The organism is Streptomyces sp. NPDC051921, assembly GCF_040680975.1.
Lineage (GTDB): Bacteria > Actinomycetota > Actinomycetes > Streptomycetales > Streptomycetaceae > Streptomyces.
The window spans coordinates 92,319-115,768 of record NZ_JBFAXU010000028.1 but is presented as its reverse complement, the minus strand read 5'-3'; the positions used below and the strand labels follow the sequence as shown (position 1 = coordinate 115,768).

General features: G+C 70.9%; 22 protein-coding genes and 1 riboswitch. Of the genes, 15 read left to right on the top strand and 7 right to left on the bottom strand.

The window, feature by feature from the left end:
- Positions 1-87: 87 nt before the first annotated feature.
- Positions 88-564: a M23 family metallopeptidase gene (locus AB0M16_RS31155; RefSeq protein WP_365348895.1), complete on the bottom strand. Its 477-nt coding sequence runs from the start codon at positions 562-564 to the stop codon at positions 88-90.
- Positions 565-819: 255 nt separating this feature from the next.
- Between AB0M16_RS31155 and rpsB the strand changes: the two genes are divergently transcribed.
- From rpsB to AB0M16_RS31105, 10 genes are all read left to right on the top strand, one after another.
- On the top strand, positions 820-1,710 hold the full coding sequence (rpsB, locus tag AB0M16_RS31150) for a 30S ribosomal protein S2 (RefSeq protein ID WP_365348893.1): 891 nt from the start codon (positions 820-822) through the stop codon (positions 1,708-1,710).
- 111 nt (positions 1,711-1,821) lie between these two features.
- On the top strand, positions 1,822-2,658 hold the full coding sequence (gene tsf, locus AB0M16_RS31145) for a translation elongation factor Ts (protein ID WP_365348891.1): 837 nt from the start codon (positions 1,822-1,824) through the stop codon (positions 2,656-2,658).
- Positions 2,659-2,816: 158 nt separating this feature from the next.
- Complete coding sequence (pyrH, locus tag AB0M16_RS31140) at positions 2,817-3,581, top strand: UMP kinase (protein WP_365348889.1); 765 nt, start codon at positions 2,817-2,819, stop codon at positions 3,579-3,581.
- Positions 3,582-3,675: 94 nt separating this feature from the next.
- The gene (gene frr, locus AB0M16_RS31135) at positions 3,676-4,233 is read left to right on the top strand and encodes a ribosome recycling factor (RefSeq protein ID WP_148006369.1); all 558 of its coding nucleotides are present in this window, start codon (positions 3,676-3,678) and stop codon (positions 4,231-4,233) included.
- Positions 4,233-5,342 (top strand): phosphatidate cytidylyltransferase, encoded by a 1,110-nt coding sequence (locus AB0M16_RS31130; protein WP_365348886.1) that lies wholly within the window; start codon positions 4,233-4,235, stop codon positions 5,340-5,342. The genes frr and AB0M16_RS31130 overlap by 1 nt, the downstream gene beginning before the upstream one ends.
- 148 nt (positions 5,343-5,490) lie before the next feature.
- On the top strand, positions 5,491-5,910 hold the full coding sequence (locus tag AB0M16_RS31125) for a hypothetical protein (protein ID WP_365348884.1): 420 nt from the start codon (positions 5,491-5,493) through the stop codon (positions 5,908-5,910).
- A 254-nt stretch (positions 5,911-6,164) separates the two neighbouring features.
- The gene (gene rlmN, locus AB0M16_RS31120; protein WP_365348882.1) at positions 6,165-7,271 is read left to right on the top strand and encodes a 23S rRNA (adenine(2503)-C(2))-methyltransferase RlmN; all 1,107 of its coding nucleotides are present in this window, start codon (positions 6,165-6,167) and stop codon (positions 7,269-7,271) included.
- A gap of 29 nt (positions 7,272-7,300) precedes the next feature.
- Positions 7,301-7,411, top strand: a riboswitch (TPP riboswitch).
- An 81-nt stretch (positions 7,412-7,492) separates the two neighbouring features.
- Entirely contained in the window at positions 7,493-8,587 is a 1,095-nt protein-coding gene (locus AB0M16_RS31115) for a thiamine ABC transporter substrate-binding protein (protein ID WP_365348880.1), read from the top strand.
- 68 nt (positions 8,588-8,655) lie between these two features.
- Positions 8,656-10,269, top strand: coding sequence for an iron ABC transporter permease (locus AB0M16_RS31110; protein ID WP_365348878.1), 1,614 nt, complete (start codon positions 8,656-8,658; stop codon positions 10,267-10,269).
- A complete protein-coding gene (locus AB0M16_RS31105) occupies positions 10,269-11,291 on the top strand; it encodes an ABC transporter ATP-binding protein (protein ID WP_365348876.1) in 1,023 nt (340 codons plus the stop codon). The genes AB0M16_RS31110 and AB0M16_RS31105 overlap by 1 nt, the downstream gene beginning before the upstream one ends.
- A 13-nt stretch (positions 11,292-11,304) precedes the next feature.
- Here the strand turns inward: AB0M16_RS31105 and AB0M16_RS31100 are convergent, their stop codons facing one another.
- The 5 genes from AB0M16_RS31100 to AB0M16_RS31080 form a co-directional block, all read right to left on the bottom strand.
- Entirely contained in the window at positions 11,305-12,411 is a 1,107-nt protein-coding gene (locus AB0M16_RS31100; protein ID WP_365348874.1) for a Rossmann fold nucleotide-binding protein, read from the bottom strand.
- 45 nt (positions 12,412-12,456) lie between these two features.
- Positions 12,457-13,539 (bottom strand): hypothetical protein, encoded by a 1,083-nt coding sequence (locus tag AB0M16_RS31095; RefSeq protein ID WP_365348872.1) that lies wholly within the window; start codon positions 13,537-13,539, stop codon positions 12,457-12,459.
- Positions 13,521-14,249 carry an ATP-binding cassette domain-containing protein gene (locus AB0M16_RS31090; RefSeq protein WP_365348870.1) on the bottom strand — a complete coding sequence of 243 codons (729 nt, stop codon included), beginning with the start codon at positions 14,247-14,249 and terminating at the stop codon, positions 13,521-13,523. The genes AB0M16_RS31095 and AB0M16_RS31090 overlap by 19 nt, the downstream gene beginning before the upstream one ends.
- 214 nt (positions 14,250-14,463) lie before the next feature.
- A complete protein-coding gene (locus AB0M16_RS31085) occupies positions 14,464-15,843 on the bottom strand; it encodes an aspartate aminotransferase family protein (protein WP_365348868.1) in 1,380 nt (459 codons plus the stop codon).
- Positions 15,828-16,334 carry an Lrp/AsnC family transcriptional regulator gene (locus AB0M16_RS31080; protein ID WP_365348866.1) on the bottom strand — a complete coding sequence of 169 codons (507 nt, stop codon included), beginning with the start codon at positions 16,332-16,334 and terminating at the stop codon, positions 15,828-15,830. Before AB0M16_RS31080 ends, AB0M16_RS31085 begins: the two co-directional genes overlap by 16 nt.
- A gap of 191 nt (positions 16,335-16,525) precedes the next feature.
- Here AB0M16_RS31080 and AB0M16_RS31075 point away from each other — a divergent pair, with 191 nt between their 5' ends.
- The 5 genes from AB0M16_RS31075 (at position 16,526) to AB0M16_RS31055 (ending at position 22,242) form a co-directional block, all read left to right on the top strand.
- A complete protein-coding gene (locus tag AB0M16_RS31075) occupies positions 16,526-17,962 on the top strand; it encodes a gamma-aminobutyraldehyde dehydrogenase (protein WP_365348864.1) in 1,437 nt (478 codons plus the stop codon).
- 142 nt (positions 17,963-18,104) lie between these two features.
- Positions 18,105-19,268 carry a spermidine/putrescine ABC transporter substrate-binding protein gene (locus AB0M16_RS31070; RefSeq protein ID WP_365348903.1) on the top strand — a complete coding sequence of 388 codons (1,164 nt, stop codon included), beginning with the start codon at positions 18,105-18,107 and terminating at the stop codon, positions 19,266-19,268.
- A 413-nt stretch (positions 19,269-19,681) separates the two neighbouring features.
- Positions 19,682-21,145, top strand: coding sequence for an APC family permease (locus AB0M16_RS31065; protein WP_365348862.1), 1,464 nt, complete (start codon positions 19,682-19,684; stop codon positions 21,143-21,145).
- Entirely contained in the window at positions 21,142-21,582 is a 441-nt protein-coding gene (locus tag AB0M16_RS31060; RefSeq protein WP_365348860.1) for a hypothetical protein, read from the top strand. Before AB0M16_RS31065 ends, AB0M16_RS31060 begins: the two co-directional genes overlap by 4 nt.
- 105 nt (positions 21,583-21,687) lie before the next feature.
- Positions 21,688-22,242: a hypothetical protein gene (locus AB0M16_RS31055; protein ID WP_365348858.1), complete on the top strand. Its 555-nt coding sequence runs from the start codon at positions 21,688-21,690 to the stop codon at positions 22,240-22,242.
- Here the strand turns inward: AB0M16_RS31055 and AB0M16_RS31050 are convergent.
- Complete coding sequence (locus AB0M16_RS31050) at positions 22,208-23,383, bottom strand: serine hydrolase domain-containing protein (RefSeq protein WP_365348856.1); 1,176 nt, start codon at positions 23,381-23,383, stop codon at positions 22,208-22,210. The two genes, AB0M16_RS31055 and AB0M16_RS31050, sit on opposite strands and share 35 nt — an antisense overlap.
- Positions 23,384-23,450 lie beyond the last annotated feature (67 nt).

Here is a 23,450-nt window from a genome sequence, read left to right as displayed (position 1 = left end):
CACCACGATCCGAGGGACACGCCCCGATGCCGCCATCCCCGCCACCCCCGCCCTCCCCGCCCACCCCCACCTCTCTCTCGTGCGCCGTCATGCGGGTGGCGTCGGCGGCACCCCCGTCACCGGCAGGAGTCGGGAGGGGCCGTGTCCCAGGAGGCGCAGCGGGTTCAGGTACGTCTCGCCGCGCAGCAGGCCCCAGTGGAGGCAGGGCTCCGCGCAGTGGCCGCCCTCCGCCGTCCGGGCGACGACGTCGCCCGCGCGTACCGCCGCCCCCGCCGGGAGCAGGGGTTCCACCGGGCCGTAGGTCGTCCGTAGCGGCGGGAGGCCGGTGCCCGTCAGCGTCAGGGTGAGGAACCCGTGGCCGGCCACCGGGCCGGCGAAGGAGACCGTGCCCGCCGCGGGGGCCACGACCGGTGTGCCCGGCGCGGCCGCCAGATCGACGCCGCGGTGGCCCGCGGCGTACGGGGTCGGTGGGGGCTCCCAGCCGCGGAGCACGTCCGGCCGAGGCGGACCGACAGGCCACACCGAAGCGGTCAGGGTCAGCAGGATGATCGGGATCAGATGCATGACGGCAGGTTGCCCGGGCCGTCCGGCCCATGACCGGCATCGCCGGAATCTGTGGACAACCCCCGGGTTGTGGACAGTGCCGTCACCCGGTGCCTCGTGGGTCCCGTACACTTTCCATGGCGACCCGGGTCACCGGGTCGACTTCGCACGCCCCGCCACCGGTCTCCTCGACGGGTGGCAGCGCCTTTCGGTCCCTCGTGGCACGGCGCGTCGGGGCGTCAGGAACACAACCGAGAAACCCAAGGAGATACGGCCATGGCCGTCGTCACGATGCGGGAGCTGCTGGAGAGCGGCGTCCACTTCGGTCACCAGACCCGTCGCTGGAACCCGAAGATGAAGCGCTTCATCTTCACCGAGCGCAACGGCATCTACATCATCGACCTGCTCCAGTCGCTGTCGTACATCGACCGCGCCTACGAGTTCGTCAAGGAGACCGTCGCGCACGGCGGCTCCATCATGTTCGTCGGTACGAAGAAGCAGGCCCAGGAGGCCATCGCCGAGCAGGCGACCCGCGTCGGCATGCCGTACGTCAACCAGCGCTGGCTGGGTGGCATGCTCACCAACTTCTCGACCGTCTACAAGCGTCTGCAGCGCCTCAAGGAGCTCGAGCAGATCGACTTCGAGGACGTGGCCGCCTCCGGCCTCACCAAGAAGGAGCTCCTGGTCCTCTCCCGCGAGAAGGCCAAGCTGGAGAAGACCCTCGGTGGTATCCGCGAGATGCAGAAGGTGCCGAGCGCCGTCTGGATCGTCGACACCAAGAAGGAGCACATCGCCGTCGGTGAGGCGCGCAAGCTCCACATCCCGGTCGTCGCGATCCTCGACACCAACTGCGACCCCGACGAGGTCGACTACAAGATCCCGGGCAACGACGACGCGATCCGCTCCGTCACCCTGCTCACCCGCGTGATCGCCGACGCCGTCGCCGAGGGCCTCATCGCCCGTTCCGGCGCCGCGACCGGCGACTCGAAGCCGGGCGAGAAGGCCGCGGGCGAGCCGCTCGCCGAGTGGGAGCGCGACCTCCTCGAGGGCGAGAAGAAGGCTGACGAGGCCCCGGCCGCCGCCGAGGCCGAGGCCCCGGCCGCTGAGGCCCCGGCTGCCGAGGCCCCGGCCGCTGAGGCGCCGGCCGCCGACGCCGAGCAGGCCTGACCCTTCCGGTCCCTCAGGACCTTCGGGTGACGACGGCGGGGGCCCACGAAGCCCCCGCCGTCCACCCGTGGACCAGCCCGATCTTTCAGACTTCGAAAGAGAACAAGACTCATGGCGAACTACACCGCCGCTGACGTCAAGAAGCTCCGCGAGCTCACCGGCGCCGGCATGATGGACTGCAAGAAGGCCCTGGACGAGGCCGAGGGCGACGTCGACAAGGCCGTCGAGGCCCTGCGCATCAAGGGCCAGAAGGGTGTCGCCAAGCGTGAGGGCCGCTCCGCCGAGAACGGCGCCGTGGTCTCCCTCATCGCCGACGACAACACCTCCGGTGTCCTGGTCGAGCTGAAGTGCGAGACGGACTTCGTCGCCAAGGGTGACAAGTTCCTCGCCGTCGCCAACGCGCTCGCCGCGCACGTCGCCGCCACCTCCCCGGCCGACCTCGACGCGCTGCTCGCCTCCGAGATCGAGGCCGGCAAGACCGTCCAGGCGTACGTCGACGAGGCCAACGCCAACCTCGGCGAGAAGATCGTCCTCGACCGCTTCGCGCAGTACGGCGACGGTTTCGTCTTCGCGTACATGCACCGCACGATGCCGGACCTCCCGCCGCAGATCGGTGTCCTCGTCGAGTTCGACAAGGCCGACGCCGACGTCGCCAAGGGTGTCGCCCAGCACATCGCCGCGTTCGCCCCGAAGTACCTCACCAAGGAAGACATCCCGGCCGAGGTCGTCGAGTCCGAGCGTCGCATCGCCGAGGAGACCACCCGCGCCGAGGGCAAGCCCGAGGCCGCGATCGCCAAGATCGTCGAGGGTCGCGTCAACGGCTTCTTCAAGGACGCCACGCTGCTCGGCCAGCCGTACGCCCTTGACAACAAGAAGTCCGTCCAGAAGGTCCTGGACGAGGCCGGTGTCACCCTGAAGCGCTTCACCCGCATCAAGGTCGGCATCTGAGTCCGTACGCAACGGACACCGGACCCGGGTAGGGTCTGAGGCAGTCGTCCGCGCACGCGTGGGACGACCGCAGATCTGACGAGGAGGCCATTGCCGTACGGGAAACCGCAAGGACCCACAGGCAATGGCCTTCTTCGTATGTGCACGAGGAGATCTCCATGAACCAGGGCGCCGCACAGGGCGACGACAACAACGGCAAGAAGGCCGGCCGCTACATGCTGAAGCTGTCCGGAGAGGCCTTCTCCGGCGGTACCGGCCTCGGGGTCGACCCGGACGTCGTGCACGCGATCGCGCGCGAGATCGCCGCCGTCGTCCGCGACGGCGCGGAGATCGCGATCGTGATCGGCGGCGGCAACTTCTTCCGCGGCGCCGAGCTCCAGCAGCGCGGCATGGACCGGGCCCGCTCCGACTACATGGGCATGCTCGGCACCGTGATGAACTGCCTCGCCCTCCAGGACTTCCTGGAGAAGGAAGGCATCGACTCCCGCGTCCAGACCGCCATCACCATGGGCCAGGTCGCCGAGCCGTACATCCCGCTGCGCGCCGTGCGCCACCTGGAGAAGGGCCGCGTGGTCATCTTCGGCGCCGGTATGGGCATGCCGTACTTCTCCACCGACACGACCGCCGCGCAGCGTGCGCTCGAGATCGACGCCGAGGCCCTGCTCATGGGCAAGAACGGTGTCGACGGGGTCTACGACTCCGACCCGAAGACCAACCCGGACGCGGTCAAGTTCGACGCACTCGAGTACGGCGAGGTGCTCTCCCGCGACCTCAAGGTCGCCGACGCCACCGCCATCACCCTGTGCCGCGACAACAACCTGCCGATCCTCGTCTTCGAACTGCTCGCCGAGGGCAATATCGCGCGCGCGGTGAAGGGTGAGAAGATCGGCACTCTCGTGAGCGACCAGGGCACCCGGGCCTGACCCGAACCGGGAACCGCCCCGCGAGGGGGATGGACAGAGCCCTGCCGGTCGTACACCGTGCAGGACACAACGCGACGACACGCAGGAGCAAGTGGTGATCGAAGAGACCCTCCTCGAGGCCGAGGAGAAGATGGAGAAGGCCGTCGTGGTCGCCAAGGAGGACTTCGCCGCGATCCGCACGGGCCGTGCGCACCCGGCGATGTTCAACAAGATCGTGGCGGACTACTACGGTGCCATCACCCCCATCAACCAGCTGGCGTCGTTCTCGGTGCCGGAGCCGCGCATGGCCGTGGTGACCCCGTTCGACAAGTCCGCGCTGCGCAACATCGAGCAGGCCATCCGCGACTCGGACCTCGGCGTCAACCCGAGCAACGACGGCAACATCATCCGTGTGGTGTTCCCCGAGCTCACCGAGGAGCGCCGCCGCGAGTACATCAAGGTCGCCAAGGGCAAGGCCGAGGACTCCAAGATCTCGATCCGCTCCGTGCGCCGCAAGGCCAAGGAGACCATCGACAAGCTCGTGAAGGACGGCGAGGTCGGTGAGGACGAGGGCCGCCGCGCCGAGAAGGAGCTCGACGACACCACCGCGAAGTACGTGACGCAGGTGGACGAGCTGCTGAAGCACAAGGAAGCCGAGCTGCTCGAGGTCTGATGAACGACTCTTCCTGGGGGGCCCCGGCCGGAACCGGCTTCGGGGGACCCGACCAGGGGCCTGCCCCGGCGGGTCCCGCCTACGAAGGGCGGCAGGCGGCGCAGACTCGGCCCATGCCCATCGCGTCCGACGTTCCCGCCGGCGACAACCAGGACGATCACGACCGGGGGGCCGCTCAGCCGAGCGGTCCCCTGTTCCGTGACGAGACGCCGCACGAGCACCCGCAGGAGCCCATGTCCAGCCCGTCCCAGCCCGCGCCTGCGCCTTCGCCCCGGCAGAAGCCGCGGCAGAAGAAGAGCGCGGGTCGTGATCTGGGCGCTGCGATAGGGGTCGGTGTCGGGCTCGGAGCCGTGATCATCGCGTCGCTGTTCATCTGGAAGCCGGCGTTCGTCGGCGTGATAGCGGTCGCCGTGGTGGTCGGTCTGTGGGAGCTGACCTCCCGCCTGCAGGAGCGCAAGGGCATCAAGGCCCCGCTGGTCCCGCTCGCGGTCGGCGGTGCGGCGATGGTCGTCGCCGGTTACGTGCGGGGCGCGGAGGGCGCGTGGGTCGCGATGGCGCTCACGGCGCTCGCGGTGCTCGTATGGCGCATGACGGAGCCGCCCGAGGGCTATCTGAAGGACGTCACGGCCGGTGTCTTCGCCGCGTTCTACGTGCCGTTCCTGGCGACCTTCGTGGCGATGCTGCTGACCGCCGACGACGGGCCGCAGCGGGTGCTCACGTTCCTGGTGCTGACCGTGGTCAGCGACACGGGCGCGTACGCGGTCGGCTGGCGCTTCGGCAAGCACAAGCTGGCCCCGCGCATCAGCCCCGGCAAGACCCGCGAGGGCCTGGTCGGCGCGGTCGCGTTCGCGATGGCGGCGGGCGCGCTGTGCATGCAGTTCCTGATCGACGGCGGCACCTGGTGGCAGGGCCTCCTGCTGGGCCTGGCGGTCGCGGCCAGCGCGACCCTGGGCGACCTGGGCGAGTCGATGATCAAGCGTGATCTCGGCATCAAGGACATGGGCACGCTGCTGCCCGGCCACGGCGGCATCATGGACCGCCTGGACTCCCTGCTGCCGACGGCGCCGGTGGTGTGGCTGCTGCTGGTGCTGTTCGTGGGCAGCGGCTGACCCGCGATCCTCCTGCGCGAAGGGCTCGTCGTCCCCCCGGGCGGCGGGCCCTTCGCGCAGGCGAAAGGGTGTTCGTTTTTCTCCAATACGCGCCCACGTCCGGGGTGTGATTCTCGGTCTCCCACCGGAGAGATCAAGGAGCATCACGATGCGTTTCATGCGGAAGGCGATGATCGGCGCCGCCGGTCTCACGCTTGCCCTGGGCGTCGCGACCCCGGCGAACGCCACCGAATGGGAAGGGATCATCTACAAGAACGTCGCGGGCTGCCACGCCAACATGCGGGTGCAGGACTTCGACAGCTCGGAGACCTATCAGGCCCGGGGCGAGTTCTTCGCGGACGACTCGGTGCCCCTGGGCAGCGTCTGCCACTTCTGGCTGGAGCGCCGCACGCTCAGCGGCGGCTACGTGTACAAGCAGGTCAGCGGAACCCACCACCTGAAGCGTGGGGACCAGTGGAGCTACACCTACTTCTACTACGACGGCCCCGGCTACCGGATCCACGCCTGCGTGCAGCGCACGAACCAGTACGGCCAGGAGACGGCGTTGGGCTGCGGCGACGAGTACTGAGCCGCCACCGCCGGGGGGCCGGCCGGCAGGCCTGCTCACTGGCACCGACGGCCGGGCGCCGGCGGGGGTGACCCTGTTCACGGCCGCCGCTGACCGGGGTGCCGGCGGCCACCGCCGGCACCCCGCGCGGGGGCGCACACGGGTCTCAGGACCGGTCGCCCCCGCTTCCGGGGCGTCCCCGTCCGCCCGTCCGCCCGGCCTCCGAAGGCTCGCGGACCGGGTAACCGGCCGCCGTCTGCGACACTGGTAGCACCATGCCCAAGCCCGGAGAACTCACTTTCGTCGCCCCGCGCGGAGCCAAGCAGCCCCCGCGGCACCTCGCCGACCTCACGCCCGCAGAGCGCAAGGAGGCGGTCGCCGCGATCGGCGAGAAGCCGTTTCGCGCCAAGCAGCTGTCCACGCACTACTTCGCGCGGTACGCGCACGACCCGGCCGAGTGGACCGACATCCCGGCCGCCTCGCGCGAGAAGCTCGCGGGGGAACTGCTGCCCGATCTGATGTCGGTGGTGCGGCACGTCTCCTGTGACGACGACACCACCCGCAAGACGCTGTGGCGGCTGCACGACGGCACCCTCGTGGAGTCGGTGCTCATGCGCTACCCGGACCGGGTGACCATGTGCATCTCCTCGCAGGCGGGCTGCGGAATGAACTGTCCGTTCTGCGCCACCGGGCAGGCCGGGCTCGACCGGAACCTGTCGACCGCCGAGATCGTCCACCAGATCGTCGACGGCATGCGCGCGCTGCGCGACGGCGAGGTGCCCGGGGGCCCGGCGCGGCTCTCGAACATCGTCTTCATGGGGATGGGCGAGCCGCTCGCCAACTACAAGCGGGTCGTCGGCGCCATCCGGCGGCTGACGGACCCCGAGCCGGACGGGATCGGTCTGTCGCAGCGCGGCATCACCGTCTCCACCGTCGGTCTGGTGCCGGCCATGCTGCGGTTCGCCGACGAGGGCTTCAAGTGCCGGCTCGCCGTCTCGCTGCACGCGCCCGACGACGAGCTGCGCGACACGCTCGTCCCCGTGAACACGCGCTGGAAGGTCCGCGAGGTCCTCGACGCGGCCTGGGAGTACGCGGAGAAGTCCGGCCGCCGGATCTCCATCGAGTACGCCCTGATCCGGGACATCAACGACCAGGCCTGGCGCGGCGACCTCCTCGGCCGCCTGCTCAAGGGCAAGCGGGTGCACGTCAACCTGATCCCGCTGAACCCGACGCCCGGATCCAAGTGGACCGCGTCCCGCCCCGAGGACGAGAAGGCGTTCATCGAGGCCATCGCCTCCCACGGTGTTCCCGTCACCGTCCGCGACACCCGCGGTCAGGAGATCGACGGTGCCTGTGGACAGCTGGCCGCCGCCGAACGCTGACCTTGTACTCTGAGCTCGAACACATCTGCATATTCCGACAGGGGAGCGCCACAGCGCTGAGAGTGCGGTGACCGTCAGACCGCAGACCCTCTGAACCTCGCCCAGGTCATTCTGGGTAGGAAGTTCGGTCGTAACTCGAGCTGTTGCGCCCTGCCCGCGTCCGCCGCCCGGACGCGGGCAGGGCCGCGTCTCTTCCTGGTCACACCCAGGAGGAAGAACACGTGAACACCAAGAAGGCCGCCGCCGCCGCGCTCGTCGCGGCGCTCGGCGTCACCACCCTCGCCGCGTGCGGCACCGAAGGCGCCAGGGGATCGGCCGGCAAGAGCGGCGAGCCCGCGCCCAAGACCGTGACCCTGGTCAGCCACGACTCCTTCAACGCCTCCAAGGAGGTGCTGGCGGAGTTCACCAAGCAGACCGGCTTCACGGTCAAGGTGCTCAAGAGCGGCGACGCCGGCGAGGCCGTCAACAAGGAGATCCTCACCAAGGGCTCCCCGCAGGGCGACGTCTTCTTCGGCGTCGACAACACCCTGCTGTCCCGGGCCCTCGACAACGGCATCTTCACTCCGTACGAGGCCAAGGGCCTGGACCGGGTGCCGGCCGCGCTGCAGCTGGACAAGGAGCACCGGGTCACCCCGATCGACACCGGAGACATCTGCGTCAACTACGACAAGCAGTACTTCACCGACAAGAAGCTGGCCCCGCCGCAGACCTTCGACGACCTGGCCAAGCCCGCGTACAAGGACCTCCTCGTCGTCGAGAACCCCGAGCGCTCCTCCCCGGGCCTCGGCTTCCTGCTCGGTACGGCCGCGAAGTACGGCGACGCCGGGTGGCAGGACTACTGGAAGAAGCTCAAGGCCAACGGTGTGAAGACCGTCGACAGCTGGGAGCTCGCCTACAACCAGGAGTTCTCCGGCTCCGCCGGCGGCAAGCAGGCCAAGGGCGACCGCCCGCTCGTCGTCTCGTACGCCTCCTCCCCGCCGGTCGAGGTGCTCTACGCCCAGCCGCAGCCGAAGGTGGCCCCCACCGGCGTCTCCACCGGCACCTGCTTCCGGCAGACCGAGTTCGCCGGCCTCCTGAACGGGGCGAAGAACCCCGAGGGCGGCAAGGCGCTGATCGACTTCCTGATCTCCAAGAAGTTCCAGGACGACATGCCGCTGCAGATGTTCGTCAACCCGGTGGCCAACGACGCCTCCCTCCCCGAGCTGTTCACCAAGCACGGCGTGGTGATCGACAAGCCGGAGACCATGGCGCCCGAGAAGATCGCCCAGAACCGCGACCAGTGGATCGAGCAGTGGACCTCGCTCGTCCTGAAGTAGGCCGGGAAGGCCTCCCGGCGGTCCCCGTCCGAGCGGACCGCCGGGGGACGGCGGCGCGGTTGGCCCTCATGGTGCTGCCGGTCGCCTTCTTCGCCGTCTTCTTCGCCTGGCCCGTCGTCTCGATCGTCGAGCGCGGGCTCAGGCCGGACGGCCACTGGGAGCTCGGCCGCTTCGGCGACACGCTGGCCCGGCCGGAGATCCTCGACGTCCTGTGGTTCACGCTGTGGCAGGCGCTCGCGTCCACGGCACTCACCCTGCTGGTGGCGTTGCCCGGCGCGTACGTCTTCGCCCGGCTCGACTTCCCCGGGAAGCGCATCCTGCGGGCGGTCGTCACCGTGCCGTTCGTGCTGCCCACGGTCATGGTCGGCACGGCGTTCCTCGCGCTGGTCGGGCGGCGGGGCCTGCTCGACGAGTGGTGGGGCGTGCGGCTCGACACCACGGTGTGGGCCATCCTCATCGCCCACGTCTTCTTCAACTACGCCGTCGTCGTGCGCACCGTCGGCGGCCTGTGGTCCCAGCTCGACCCGCGCCAGGAGGAGGCCGCGCGGGTGCTCGGCGCCTCCCGGTGGCGGGCCTGGCGAACGGTGACGCTGCCCGCGCTCGGCCCGGCCGTCGCGGCCGCCGCGCTCATGGTGTTCCTGTTCACCGCCAGCTCCTTCGGCATCGTGCAGATCCTCGGCGGCCCCGCGTACTCCACCCTGGAGACCGAGATCTACCGGCAGACCGCGGACCGGCTCCAGCTGTCCACCGCCTCCGTGCTCACGATGGTGCAGTTCGTCGCCGTCGGCGTGGTCCTCGCCGTGCACGCGCGGATGGTGCGGCGCCGGGAGACGGCGCTGAGGCTCGTCCCGCCGGAGCGGACCGCGGCCCGGCCGCGCGGCGCCGGACAGTGGCTGCTGCTCGGCGCGGTCCTGCTCTCCGTCGGCCTGCTGATCCTCGCCCCGCTCGGCGTCCTCGTCGAACGCTCCCTCGCCACCCCCACCGGCTACGGCCTCGACTACTACCGGGCGCTGCAGCACGTCGACGAGAACGGCACCTTCCTCGTGCCCATGACCGACACCATCGTCAACTCGCTGCAGTACGCGCTCGTCGCGACCGCCGTCGCCGTCGTCATCGGCGGCCTCGCCGCAGCGGCCCTCACACGGCGGGCCGGGCGGCTGGTCCGCGGCTTCGACGGGCTGCTGATGCTGCCGCTCGGGGTCTCCGCCGTCACCGTCGGCTTCGGCTTCCTCATCACCCTCGACGAGCCGCCGCTCGACCTGCGCGCCAGCTGGATCCTCGTCCCCCTCGCCCAGGCCCTGGTCGGCGTGCCCTTCGTCGTACGGACCATGCTGCCCGTGCTGCGGGCCGTCGACGAACGCCTCCGGGAGGCCGCCGCCGTCCTCGGGGCCTCGCCCTGGCGGGCCTGGCGGGAGGTCGACCTGCCGCTCGTGCGGCGGGCGCTGCTCATCGCCGCCGGCTTCGCCTTCGCGGTGTCCCTCGGCGAGTTCGGGGCGACGGTGTTCATCGCCCGCCCCGACAACCCGACCCTGCCGGTCGCCGTGGCCCGGCTCCTGAACCGGCCGGGCGAGCTCAACTACGGCCAGGCCATGGCCCTTTCGACGATTCTCATGGTGGTGTGCGCGGTGTCCCTGCTGCTGCTCGAACGCCTGCGCACCGACCGCACCTCGGGGGAGTTCTGATGCTGACGCTCGACCGGGCGACCGTACGCTTCGGGGACCGCGCCGTCCTCGACGGGGTGCACCTCGACGTCGCCGACCACGAGATCGTGTGCGTGCTCGGGCCCAGCGGCAGCGGCAAGTCCACCCTGCTGCGGGTGGTCGCCGGACTCCAGCCGTTGTCCGCCGGCCGGGTGCTGCTCGGCGGGGCGGACCAGGCCGGGGTGCCCGTGCACCGGCGCGGGGTCGGCCTCATGTTCCAGGACCACCAGCTCTTCCCGCAGCGGGACGTGGCGGGAAACGTCGCCTTCGGGCTGCGCGTGCGCGGCGTCGCCAGGGCCGAACAGGCGGCGCGCGTCGAGGAGTTGCTCGACCTCGTCGGACTGCCCGGCGCCGGCCGCAGGGCCGTCTCCGCGCTCTCCGGTGGCGAGCAGCAGCGCGTCGCCCTCGCCCGGGCGCTCGCGCCCCGTCCCCGGCTGCTGATGCTCGACGAACCGCTCGGCCAGCTCGACCGCGGCCTGCGTGAACGCCTCGTCGTCGAACTCCGTCGACTCTTCGGGCAGTTGGGCACGACGGTGCTCGCCGTCACCCACGACCAGGGCGAGGCTTTCGCCCTCGCCGACCGGGTCGTCGTGATGAACGACGGCCGGATCGCCCAGACCGGCACGCCCCTGGACGTGTGGCGGCGCCCCGCCTCCGAGTTCGTCGCGCGCTTCCTCGGCTTCGACAACGTCGTCCCCGCCACCGTCACCGCCGCCGCGGCCGACACCCCGTGGGGCAAGGTCCCCGTCCCCGACGGCTCCCCCCAGGGCGACCGCCGGCTCCTCGTCCGCCCCACCGGAGTCCGGCTCGTCGCCCCCGGCGAGGGACTGGCCTGCCGCGTCGAGACCCGCGTCTTCCGCGGCGACCACGTGGCCGTCACCCTCCGGCCGGCCGAGGGCCCCCCGCTGGAAGCGGAGTTCACGCTCCGGGACGCCCCCGAGGAGGGGGCCGAGGTGGAGGTGGAGTTCCACGCGGAGGACGTCGTCGTCCTCGACGGGCCGTAGGCCCGTCCTCCGCCTACGCCCCCAGCCGTCCCAGAGCCTGCGGTGCCTCGTCGATGGAGTCGACCAGGGCGATCCGGTCCGCCATCGGGCGGTCGGCCGCCAGGGACCGGAGGAGGGGCCAGGCGGGCAGGGCCTCGGTCCAGTGCGCGACGTTCACCAGCACCATCGGGGTGGGGGCGGTGCGGGACGCGTAGTAGTTCGGGGTCGCGTTGTCGAAGATCTCCTGCACCGTGCCCGCCGCGCCGGGCAGGAACACCACGCCCGCGGTGCAGCGGGCGAGGAGGCCGTCCTCGCGGGTGGCGTTCGCGAAGTACTTGCCGATGCGGGCCGCGAAGGGGTTCGGCGGCTCGTGGCCGTAGAACCAGGTCGGGATGCCGACCGAGTCGCCGCCGCCCGGCCAGCGGGACCGCACCTCGAAGGCGGCGCGGGCCCAGTCCGTGACCGACGGGGTGAAGGAGGGGGACTTCGCGAGGAGTTCCAGCGCCTCGTCCAGGACCGCGTCCGGCAGCGGGGCGGTGTACGCGCCGAGGTTGGCGGCCTCCATGGCGCCCGGCCCGCCGCCCGTCGCGACCGTGAGGCCCGAGCGGGCCAGGGACCGGCCGAGCCGTGCGGCGCCGGCGTACGCGTCGGTGCCGCGGCCCATCCGGTGCCCGCCCATCACGCCGACGACCCGCGCCCCGGCCAGATGCTCGTCCAGCGCGTCCGTCACGGCGTCGTCGTGGAGGGAACGGAGCACCGACGAGAAGATGTCGCCGTCCGCCTTGGTCCGCTGGAACCAGGCGTACGCGCGGGCGTCGGGGGTCTCCTCGTACGGGTGCCCGGCGATGCCCTCGAACAGTTCCTCGGGGGAGTAGAGCCGGGACCGGTAGGGATCGAACGGCACATCCGGCACGGGCGGGAACACCAGCGCCCCGTCGGCGCGGACCTTGGTCGCGGCCTCCGGCTGCATGGCGCAGCCCAGGAAGACGGCGTCGTCGGTGGAGACGGACAGCAGCGCGAAGGTGCGGTCCGTGAGGTCCACGGACTGGATCCGGAAGCCGGCGAGGGACGGGCGCGAGCCGAGGGCCGCGTCGAACTCGTCGAGCGAGTGGATCTCCCGGTCGTGCCGCTGGGTCGCCATGGGCCCACGATAGGCGCGCCGGACGCCGGACGCCGGACGCGCCCGTCAGCCCCGCAGGGGGATCGCCGCCAGCGCGCCCACCGTCCAGGTGAGGGGGACGAAGACGACGAGCAGCACGCCGGCGCGGAGCAGCGCCGTGGTGCGCAGGACCGTGGGCGGGGCGCCGAGGCGGAGGAGGGCCTCGGTGGTGTGGGTGCGCGACTGCTTCGACTCCAGGGCCGCGGTGAGGAGGGTCGCCGTGGTGCAGCCGACGACGAGGACCGAGCCCAGCCAGGTCAGCGGGCCGGGGACCGCGCCGCCGTGGAGCGACAGGGCGGCGACCGCGCCGGAGCCGACGGCGCAGACCACGCCGAGCGGGCGTCCGATGCGGCGGGACTCGTCCATCAGGACGCGGCCCGCGAGGAGGCGTACGGCTCCGGGACGGATCATCTGCAACAGGCGCCCGCACCAGTGCGTCAGGCCGGGGCCCATCATCGCGAGCCCGACGGCCGTGAGGATCCAGCCGGCGAGGACGCCGCCGCCGTCGCCGCGGGCCGTGTACGTCTCGACGGCCAGGCCCAGGGCGAGGAGCGCCACGCCCCAGGGCAGTCCGGAGGGTACGCCCGGCGCCTCGGCCGGTGCCTTCCTCGGGCGCAGGGCCAGGCCGGCCGCCGCCGCGCCCGTGACGGGGACGATCGCGAGGAGGGTGAGGGCCGCGGCGAGGGGGACGGGCTGATCGGCGGCGAGCAGGTCGGCGGCCGCGCCGTCGAAGGGGAGGCCGGTGATGTCGCCGCGCAGGTGCAGGTAGAAGAGCAGGGCGACGGCGGAGCCGAGGGTGCAGGCGACGGCCGTGGAGGCCGCGGCGATGGCGGTCAGCCGGGCCGGGCCGAGGCCGATCGCGGAGAGCCCCGGCCGCGGCCGGGTGCTGGGGTCCGTGCGGGCCACGGCCACCGCCAACTGCACCGTCGCGGCGAGCGGCAGCACGCACCACAGCAGGCGCAGCACGGCGGCGGGGTCCGCGGGGTGCCCGACGGCGAAGCCGAGGGCGCACAGCAGGAGGAAGCCCACGCCGGCGGCCGCCGCCGCCACCAGGAGGCGGCGGAGCTGGACGACCGGGTGGGTCCCGCGGACTAGACGGAGAGCGAGCACGCGGCGACGCCCTCCGCCCCGGTGGCCGGCGGTACGGAGCCGACGCGGCGTCCGTCGAGGAGCCCGACCGTGCGGTCGGCGAGGCCCGCCACCTCGGCGTCGTGGGTGGCGAGGAGCACGGTGATGCGGTGGGAGCGGGCCGCGGCGGTGAGGGTGCGCAGCACCTGCGCGCCGTCGGCGCGGTGCAGGGTGGCGGTCGGCTCGTCGGCGAAGAGCACGGAGGGCGTGGTGACGAGGGCGCGGGCGATGGCGATGCGCTGGCGCTGCGACTGGGTGAGGGCGTGCGGGCGCTTACGGGCGCACGCGCCGATGTCGAGGCGGTCCAGCCACTCGCCGGCGGCTGCCTTGGCCGCCCGGTGCGACACCCCGCGCAGCAGCAGGGGGAGGGCGGCGTTCTCCCAGCCGGTGAGCTCGGGGACGAGCCCCGGTTGGGGGTCGATCCAGCCGAAGCGGTCGCGGCGCAGGCGTTCGCGCTGGGGCCCGCTCAGGGTGTGGATGGGGGCGCTGTTGAACCAGACCTCGCCCTGCTCGGCGACGAGCTGGCCGGAGAGGCAGCGCATGAGGGTGGTCTTGCCGCTGCCGCGGGGGCCGACGAGGGCGAGGATCTCGCCTTCGCGCACGCCGACGGAGACGCCGGTCAGTACGTCCGAGCCGCCCAGGGCGCAGCGCAGGGAACGCGCCCAGAGCACGTCGTTGTCCGGTGGGGCCATCGCGTACACCTCGATGTCGAAGCCAGTCCGTGTCCGTTCCCCCGGACGGGGGAACGAATGGGCGGGCCGGTCGGTCACTGGGGTCTTCCCGGCACCGTAAGGATTCAGATCGGGTTGTACGGACAGCACGCGGCCCGGGCCGCCGCCATCCACTCGGATGGCGGCATGCCCGGGCCGGGGTCACGCCGTGAGGGCGGCGTGAGGTCCTACGGGATCAGAGCTTCGTCCACGCCTCGGTGAGGGTGGCGCGGAGGATCTGCTCGATCTCGTCGAACGTGGACTGGTCCGAGATCAGCGGCGGAGCCAGCTGGATGACCGGGTCGCCACGGTCGTCGGCGCGGCAGTACAGGCCGTTCTCGAAGAGCGCCTTCGAGAGGAAGCCGTACAGGACGCGCTCGGTCTCCTCGTCGTTGAAGGACTCCTTGGTGGCCTTGTCCTTGACGAGCTCGATGCCGTAGAAGAAGCCGTTGCCGCGGACGTCGCCGACGATCGGCAGGTCGTGCAGCTTCTGCAGCGTGGAGAGGAAGTTGCCCTCGTTGTCCAGCACGTGCTGGTTGAGCTTCTCCTTCTCGAAGATGTCGAGGTTGGCGAGGCCCACGGCCGCGGAGACCGGGTGGCCGCCGAAGGTGTAGCCGTGCAGGAAGGTGTTGTCGCCCTTGTAGAACGGCTCGGCGATGCGGTCGGAGACGATGCAGGCGCCGATCGGGGAGTAGCCCGAGGTCATGCCCTTCGCGCAGGTGATCATGTCCGGCACGTAGCCGAACTTGTCGCAGGCGAAGGTGGTGCCGAGGCGGCCGAAGGCGCAGATGACCTCGTCGGAGACGAGCAGCACGTCGTACCGGTCGCAGATCTCGCGGACCCGCTGGAAGTAGCCGGGCGGCGGCGGGAAGCAGCCACCGGCGTTCTGCACCGGCTCCAGGAAGACGGCGGCGACGGTGTCCGGGCCCTCGAAGAGGATCTGCTGCTCGATCTGGTCGGCGGCCCAGCGGCCGAAGGCCTCCGGGTCGTCGCCGAAGAGCGGGGCGCGGTAGATGTTGGTGTTCGGCACCTTGTGCGCGCCGGGGACCAGCGGCTCGAAGGGGGCCTTCAGGCCCGGCAGGCCGGTGATGGACAGGGCGCCCTGCGGGGTGCCGTGGTAGGCGACCGCACGGGAGATGACCTTGTACTTGGTGGGCTTGCCGATGAGCTTGAAGTACTGCTTGGCGAGCTTCCAGGCGGTCTCGACCGCCTCGCCGCCGCCAGTGGTGAAGAAGACCTTGTTCAGGTCGCCCGGGGCCTCGTCGGCGAGGCGCTCGGCCAGCTCGACGGCCTTCGGGTGGGCGTAGGACCACACCGGGAAGAACGCGAGCTCCTGGGCCTGCTTGGCGGCGGTCTCGGCGAGCTCGGTGCGGCCGTGTCCGGCCTGCACGACGAACAGGCCGGCAAGGCCGTCGAGGTACTTCCTGCCCTTGTCGTCGAAGATGTACGTGCCCTCACCGCGGACGATGGTGGGGACGGGGTTGTTCTCGTACGACGACATGCGGGTGAAGTGCATCCACAGGTGGTCGTAGGCGGTCTTGGAGAGGTCCTGGCTCACGGCTATCGGGTTCCCCACATATAGGTCTGCTTCTTGAGCTTCAGGTAGACGAAGCTCTCGGTGGAGCGCACCCCGGGGAGGGTGCGGATGCGCTTGTTGATCACATCCAGGAGGTGGTCGTCGTCCTCGCAGACGATTTCCACCATGAGGTCGAACGAGCCCGCGGTCATCACCACGTACTCGCATTCGGCCATGGCCGTCAGAGCGTCCGCAACCGGATCAAGGTCACCCTCGACGTTGATGCCGACCATCGCCTGCCGCCGGAATCCCACGGTGAGCGGGTCGGTGACGGCGACGATCTGCATGACGCCCTGGTCGAGCAGCTTCTGGACGCGCTGCCTCACGGCGGCTTCGGAGAGGCCGACGGCCTTGCCTATCGCCGCGTAGGGACGGCGACCGTCCTCCTGGAGCTGTTCGATGATCGCCAGGGAGACGGCATCGATCGTCGGGGACGAACCGGATGCGGTCCTGGACTCTGTGCTTCGACTGGCCACGACCTCACTGTGCACCGAACCTCGTCGTTCTTGCAAGCCCAGAGCGATGAAATTCGTTGTCGAAGGCTGTTGATCTCACTGAATCCGAAGTTGAGGGGGGTCGGGCCTGTTGAAAGCGTCAGTGGACCGATTAGGCTGGGGTGTCTCGCCCATCGGGACACCGCACGATGGAGTGCGGAGACAGAACGTGACAGGAGGGGTGGCAAGTGACCACCGAGCTGCGCCGGCTGCGCAACTACATCAACGGGGAGTTCCGGGACGCGGCCGACGGCCGCACGATCGACGTGATCAACCCGGCCACCGGTGAGGTGTACGCCACCTCCCCGCTGTCCGGCCAGACGGACGTCGACGCCGCCATGGAGGCCGCCGCGGCCGCCTTCCCCGCCTGGCGTGACACCACGCCGTCGGAGCGCCAGAAGGTCCTCCTGAAGATCGCGGACGCCTTCGAGGAGCGCGCCGAGGACCTGATCGCCGCCGAGGTCGAGAACACCGGCAAGCCGGTCGCCCTCACCGCGAGCGAGGAGATCCCGCCGATGGTGGACCAGATCCGCTTCTTCGCGGGTGCCGCCCGGATGCTCGAGGGCAAGTCCGCCGGCGAGTACATGGAGGGCATGACCTCGATCGTCCGCCGCGAGCCGGTGGGTGTCTGCGCCCAGGTCGCGCCGTGGAACTACCCGATGATGATGGCCGTGTGGAAGTTCGCCCCGGCACTCGCCGCGGGCAACACGGTCGTCCTCAAGCCCTCGGACACCACGCCGGCGTCCACCGTGCTCATGGCCGAGATCATCGGCGCGATCGTCCCCAAGGGCGTCTTCAACGTCATCTGCGGCGACCGCGAGACCGGCCGTGCCATGGTCGAGCACCCGACTCCGGCGATGGCCTCCATCACCGGCTCGGTCCGCGCCGGCATGCAGGTCGCCGAGTCGGCCTCCAAGGACGTCAAGCGCGTCCACCTGGAGCTGGGCGGCAAGGCCCCGGTCGTGGTGTTCGAGGACACCGACATCGACAAGGCCGTCGAGGACATCGCGGTCGCCGGCTACTTCAACGCCGGCCAGGACTGTACGGCCGCGACCCGTGTGCTCGTGCACGAGTCCATCCACGACGAGTTCGTCGCCGCCCTGGCGAAGGCCGCCACGGAGACCAAGACCGGTCAGCCGGACGACGAGGACGTGCTGTACGGCCCGCTGAACAACGCCAACCAGCTGAAGCAGGTCACCGGCTTCATCGACCGCCTCCCGGCGCACGCCAAGGTCGAGGCCGGCGGTCACCGGGTCGGCGACAAGGGCTACTTCTACGCCCCGACCGTCGTCTCCGGCCTCAAGCAGGACGACGAGATCGTCCAGAACGAGGTCTTCGGCCCGGTCATCACCGTCCAGTCCTTCAGCGACGAGGCCCAGGCCCTGGAGTTCGCCAACGGCGTCGAGTACGCCCTCGCCTCCTCCGTCTGGACCAAGGACCACGCCCGCGCCATGCGGATGTCCAAGTCCCTCGACTTCGGCTGTGTGTGGATCAACACCCACATCCCGCTGGTCGCCGAGATGCCGCACGGCGGCTACAAGAAGTCCGGCTACGGCAAGGACCTCTCCGCCTACGGCTTCGAGGACTACACGCGCATCAAGCACGTGATGACCTCCCTGGGCTGATCCGCCCGACCCGCGGCCCCGGCACCTTGATCGACAAGGTGTCGGGGCCGCGGCGTCCCGGTCGACGGAGCGTCCATTGCCGCCCTTCGCAACGGCGGACGATGCTGTCGGGGTGACAGCGAACGTTCCCGCCAGGAAGACCGTGTCCCGCCGTGCGCTGCTGCGGGGGATCGGCGGCACCGGCACAGCGGCCCTGCTGGCCGGCTGCGGGGTGCCCCCCGCGTACGTCGACCCCGAGGACCGGGCCGGCCGCGACCTGTCCGCGCGCGACCGGGTGCTCGACTTCGCCAACTGGCCGCTCTACATCGACACCGACGACGCCGACAGGTCCAAGCGGCCCACTCTGGACGCCTTCCGGAAGCGCACCGGCATCTCCGTGCGCTACACGGAGGAGATCAACGACAACGACGAGTTCTTCGGCAAGATCAGCCCCGCCCTGACGAACCGCCAGGAGACCGGCCGGGACCTCGTCGTCGTCAGCGACTGGATGGCCGCCCGCTTCGTCCGCCTCGGCTGGGTGCAGGAGATGGACCGCGCCAGGCAGCCGAACGTCGCCCGGTACCTGGACCCGCTGCTGCGCTCGCCCGCGTTCGACCGGGGCCGACTGCACTCGGTGCCCTGGCAGTCCGGCATCACCGGCATCGCGTACAACCGCAAGCGGCTCGGCCGGGAGATCCGCTCCACCAAGGAGCTGTGGGCCGACGACCTGCGCGGCAAGGTCACCCTGCTGTCCGGGCTCGACGAGTCCATCTCCCTGCTCATGCAGGGCAACGGCGTCGACGTCACCCGCTGGACCGCGGACGACTTCCACGCCCTGTGCGAGCAGATCGAGGGGCTCGTGCGGAGGAGGCACATCCGCCGTTTCACCGGCAACGACTACGTCAAGGACCTGTCGACCGGCGACGTGCTCGCCTGCCAGGCCTATTCCGGCGACGTCATCCAGCTCCAGGCCGACAACCCGGACATCGAGTTCGTCGTGCCCGAGGAGGGGGCCGAACTGTGGGCGGAGTCGCTGATGATCCCCAACCTGGCGCGGCACAAGGCCAGCGCCGAGCGGCTCGTCGACTACTACTACGAGCCCGAGGTCGCCGCCGAACTCGCCACCTGGGTCAACTACGTCTGCCCCGTGCCCGCCGCCCGCGACGTCCTCGCCGACTCGGGCGACGAGGAGCTCGTCGCCCTCGCCGAGGACCCGCTGATCTTCCCCGACGACGCGATGCGCAAGCGGCTCGCGATCGCCCGGGACATCACGGCGGAGGAGCGGACCGGGTTCGCCAAGCGCTGGAACGCGATCGTCGGCCTGTGACCGCCAGGGGTACGGGCGCCGCCCGGGACGGCATGCCGGCGGCGCGGGCGGTGACTGCTCGGTCGGGGCCGGCGCCCGGCTCGCCTCCGGCCCTGACGTACCGGCGGCGCGGGCGGTGACTGCTCGTTCCGGCCCGGCGCCCGGCTCGCCTCCCTTACGTCGGCGCGGCCAACCCTGACGTCCGCGACGAGCGGCTTCAGGGCTGCGCCCCGGTCCACGCGGAACACCTGGGGAACCGGCGGGCCACCAGCCTGCCCGCGCCGGGCCGGACGGGCGAACCCGAGGGGCCGGACGGGTGAGGTGCGCGCGCCGTGCCCCGTGACGTCACCCGGATCGCCCAGTCCGCCGAGCGGCCGGACGGGGGCGGGGCAAGTCTGGCGGTGACGTCTCACCTCAGTTCCCAGGGAGGGCCCATGGCATCGATGGACGTCCCGGCCGACGTGCCGAGGCAGCCGGCGCGAGCCGCGACGAGACCGGCCACGCCGGTGATGACCTGGGTCACGCTGGCACTGATGACCACCGCGTCCGTGGCGAGTCTGCGGGCCGCGCCGACGATGGCCGTGTACGGCCTGGCGTGCGTGTTCCTCTATCTGGTGCCGGCGGTGGTGTTCCTGCTGCCCACCGCGCTGGTCTCGGCCGAGCTGGCGTCGGGATGGTCGGGCGGCGTCTACCGATGGGTGAGCGAGGGGCTGTCCAAGCCGCTCGGATTCCTCGCGGTGTGGTGCCAGTTCGCCATGACGATCTTCTACTACCCGAGCCTCCTCGGGTTCGTCGCCTCCACCATCGCGTACATCATCGATCCGGCCCTCGCCTCCAGCGGCCCCTACACGGCGATCGTCATCGTGGTCCTCTACTGGACCGGCGTGTGGGTCTCCTCGCGCGGCACGAAGGCGCTGGCCGGGCTCGCCAGTTGGGGTCTGATCATCGGCACCCTGATCCCCGGCACGCTGCTGGTGGTCCTCGGCATGGTCTTCCTCGGGCAGGGCAACCCCTCGGCCGCTCCGATGACGGCCTCCCACCTGCTTCCCCAGTGGACGGGTCTGGCGAGCCTGGTCCTGATCGTCAACAACTTCCTGTCGTACTCCGGCATGGAGATGAACGCCGTCCACGTCTCCTCCCTGAAGAACCCGGGCAAGGAGTACCCGAAGTCGATGTTCCTGGCCACGGGGCTGGTGCTGCTGATCTTCATCCTCCCGGCGCTCGCGATCAGCTGGGTCGTCCCCGCCGACCAGCTCAGCCTGACCGCCGGAGTGATGCAGGCCTTCGACGCCTTCTTCGCCTACTTCGACATCGGCTGGATGACGCCCATCGCCGCCGTGATGCTGATCTCCGCGTCCCTCGCGGGCATGCTGACCTGGCTGGCCGGACCGTCCAAGGGCCTGTTGGAGATCTCCCGCCAGGAGGGCTACCTGCCCCCGTTCCTGCAGAAGCTCAACAAGTACGGCATCCAGCAGAACATCCTGGTCACCCAGGGCGTCGTCACCACCGTCATCGCCCTGGGATACGCGCTGATCCCGAACGTCTCCAGCGTCTACTGGATCTTCTCGGTCATCACCACGCAGGTGTACCTGATCGTCTACCTGCTGATGTTCGCCGCGGCGATGCGGCTGCGGAAGACCCAGCCCGACCACCCCCGCGGCTACCGGGCGCCCGCCCTCGGCGTCCTGTGCGTCGTCGGCCTGCTCGCCTCCCTCGCCGCGCTCGTCATCGGCTTCGTCCCGAGCTCGCAGTTCGGCAGCGGCAGCGTCTGGGTGTACATCGCCATCGTCGGCGGTGGCCTGGTCATCCTGGGCTTCCTGATCCCGTGGGCCTTCCTCAAGTTCCGCAAGCCGAGCTGGCGCACCGCGTCGGCGGCGCAGGACGGAGAGCTGTCATGAGCCCCACCGAGTTCGCCGCCCAGCACAAGTGGATCTACATCGGCGCGATCGTGCTGCTGGTCGCGCTGGCCGTCGCAGGCATCGTCAAGTACGCGACCGTCACGACCTCCAACCAGTCCGTGGCGAAGGCGAACCAGCTCGCCGACGCCGCCGTGGCGGCCGGCTACCCCCGCCCCGACACCGACGTCATCGAGCAGGTCCTGGGCACGGACGGCGGCGCCGTCTGCGAGGATCCCGCCTCGGCCCTGAAGACGGCCCTGTGGAGGATCAACCTCTCCAACGGCGCGGCCTTCGTGGGGCAGCGGCCGGTCATCGCCGACGGCCGCGTCCTGCGCGCGGGAGCCAAGATCATGGAGATCTACTGCCCGGACGAACTCGACGACATCCTGGACGAGATCGAGGGCCTGAAGACCGACGACACCGTGCGGCCCAGGTGAGCGACCCGGCCCCGCCGTCCCCGGGAACCGGGTCGGCGGGGCCGGGAGGCCCGAAAGATCGCCCCCCATTTTTGAACGCGTTCATGAGGGGCGTACGCTGCCCTCATGAGCGACACGAACGGGCCGAGAGCCCTCCTCAAGCGCATCCGCGTCTGGCTGGTCGTCTTCATCGTCTGCCTGGTGCTCAGCGGAGCCACCGCGTTCCCCCTGGTCACCGAACTGCGCCTGGTCGACGGCGCACTGGACTCCTGGGCCGCGCCCCTCGCCGACACCTTCCCCGGCCTCGCCGAGTGGATCACCCGGGTGCGGACCGGGATCGAAGGGGCCGACGCGCAGGCTCCGTACCTGCTCTACGGCACCGACTGGCTGGCCTTCGCCCACCTCGTCATCGCCGTCGCCTTCTACGGGCCCTACCGCGACCCGGTCCGCAACATCTGGGTGATCGAGTTCGGCATGATCGCCTGCGTCGGCATCATCCCGCTCGCCCTGATCTGCGGACCCGTCCGCGGCATCCCCTTCTGGTGGTCGGTGATCGACATGTCCTTCGGGGTCGTCGGCATCCTGCCGCTGCTCGCCGTCCGCCGGCTGATCAAGCGCCTCGAAGCCCTGCCGACCGCGCCGCCGCTCACGCCGACGGCAAGCCGTACGTCGCCAGCATGACGTTCATGGCGACCCTGTTCATGCCCTGGCCCTTGGCGTCGGTGGCGTTGACGCTGTAGACGAGGGTCCGCTCGCCGTGGCGGGTCGAGGCGATGGCCGCGTTGTAGCCCCAGCGGCCGCCCGTCTTGCCCCACACCTCGCGCCCGCCCAGCTTCTTCATCGACAGACCCACCGCGTACGCGGCCGGATCGCCGGTCGTGACGTCCTCGACCTTCGGCAGCGTGAACATCTCCTCCAGCAGCGGTCCGCGCACCACCCGGCCGGCGAACAGGGCCTTCGTGAACCGCTCCAGGTCCGCGGTGGTCGAGATCAGGTCGCCGGCCGCCCAGCCGTCCGTCGTGCCCCACACACTGACGTCGCGCAGGCCGGTCGTCCCGTCGTCCAGCTTCATCAGCTGGTAGCCGTGGTTGTGCCGGCCCTCGATCCGGGGGTTCGTGCCGGGCGCGTACGTGTCGCGCAGACCGAGCGGCCGCAGCACCCGCGCCGCCAGCTGGTGCTCGTACGAGTCGCCCGTGACGCGCTCGACGATCAGCCCGGCGATCGTGTAGCCGATGTTCAGGTAGTGCTGCTTCTCGCCGGGGGCGAACTCGCGCGGCTGCGCGGTCGCCGCGCGGACCAGATCGCGCGGGTCGTACTCCACGAAGCGGCGCTCGTACCACTCCTCGACCGTCTCGCCCGGCAGGTTCGCCGCCGGGATGCCGTGGGTGTGGTTGAGCAGCTGCCGCACCGTGACCCCGGCGTACGCCGCCGGGATCAGCTCCGGCAGGTACGAGCGGGCCGGCCGGTCCAGGTCGATCCGCCCCTCGCCCGCCAGCCGCAGGACGACCGCCGCGGTGAACACCTTGGTCACCGAACCGGCCCGGAAGCGGGCGCCCGGGTCCGCCGGACGCCCGGTCCTCAGGTCGTGGACACCGGCGCTGCCCTGCCAGGAGCCCTCCGAGCCACCGACCCGCACCAGGGCCGCCGTCGCGTCCTTCGACGGCAGTCCGGCGATCGCCGCCTCCAGGCCGGCGAACGAGGAGGCGGACACGGGCGCGACCGTCGGCGCGGCCGGCGCGGCACCGGCCGGCAGGACCGCCGGGCCCCCGGCGACCCCCAGCACCAGGGCGGCGGCGAGCAGCGTGCGGGTGGTGTTCCTCATGGTCAACTCCGTGGGTGTGAGCCGTCGTTCTCGATGGCTCCATCCTGCTGACCAGCGGCGATGAGCG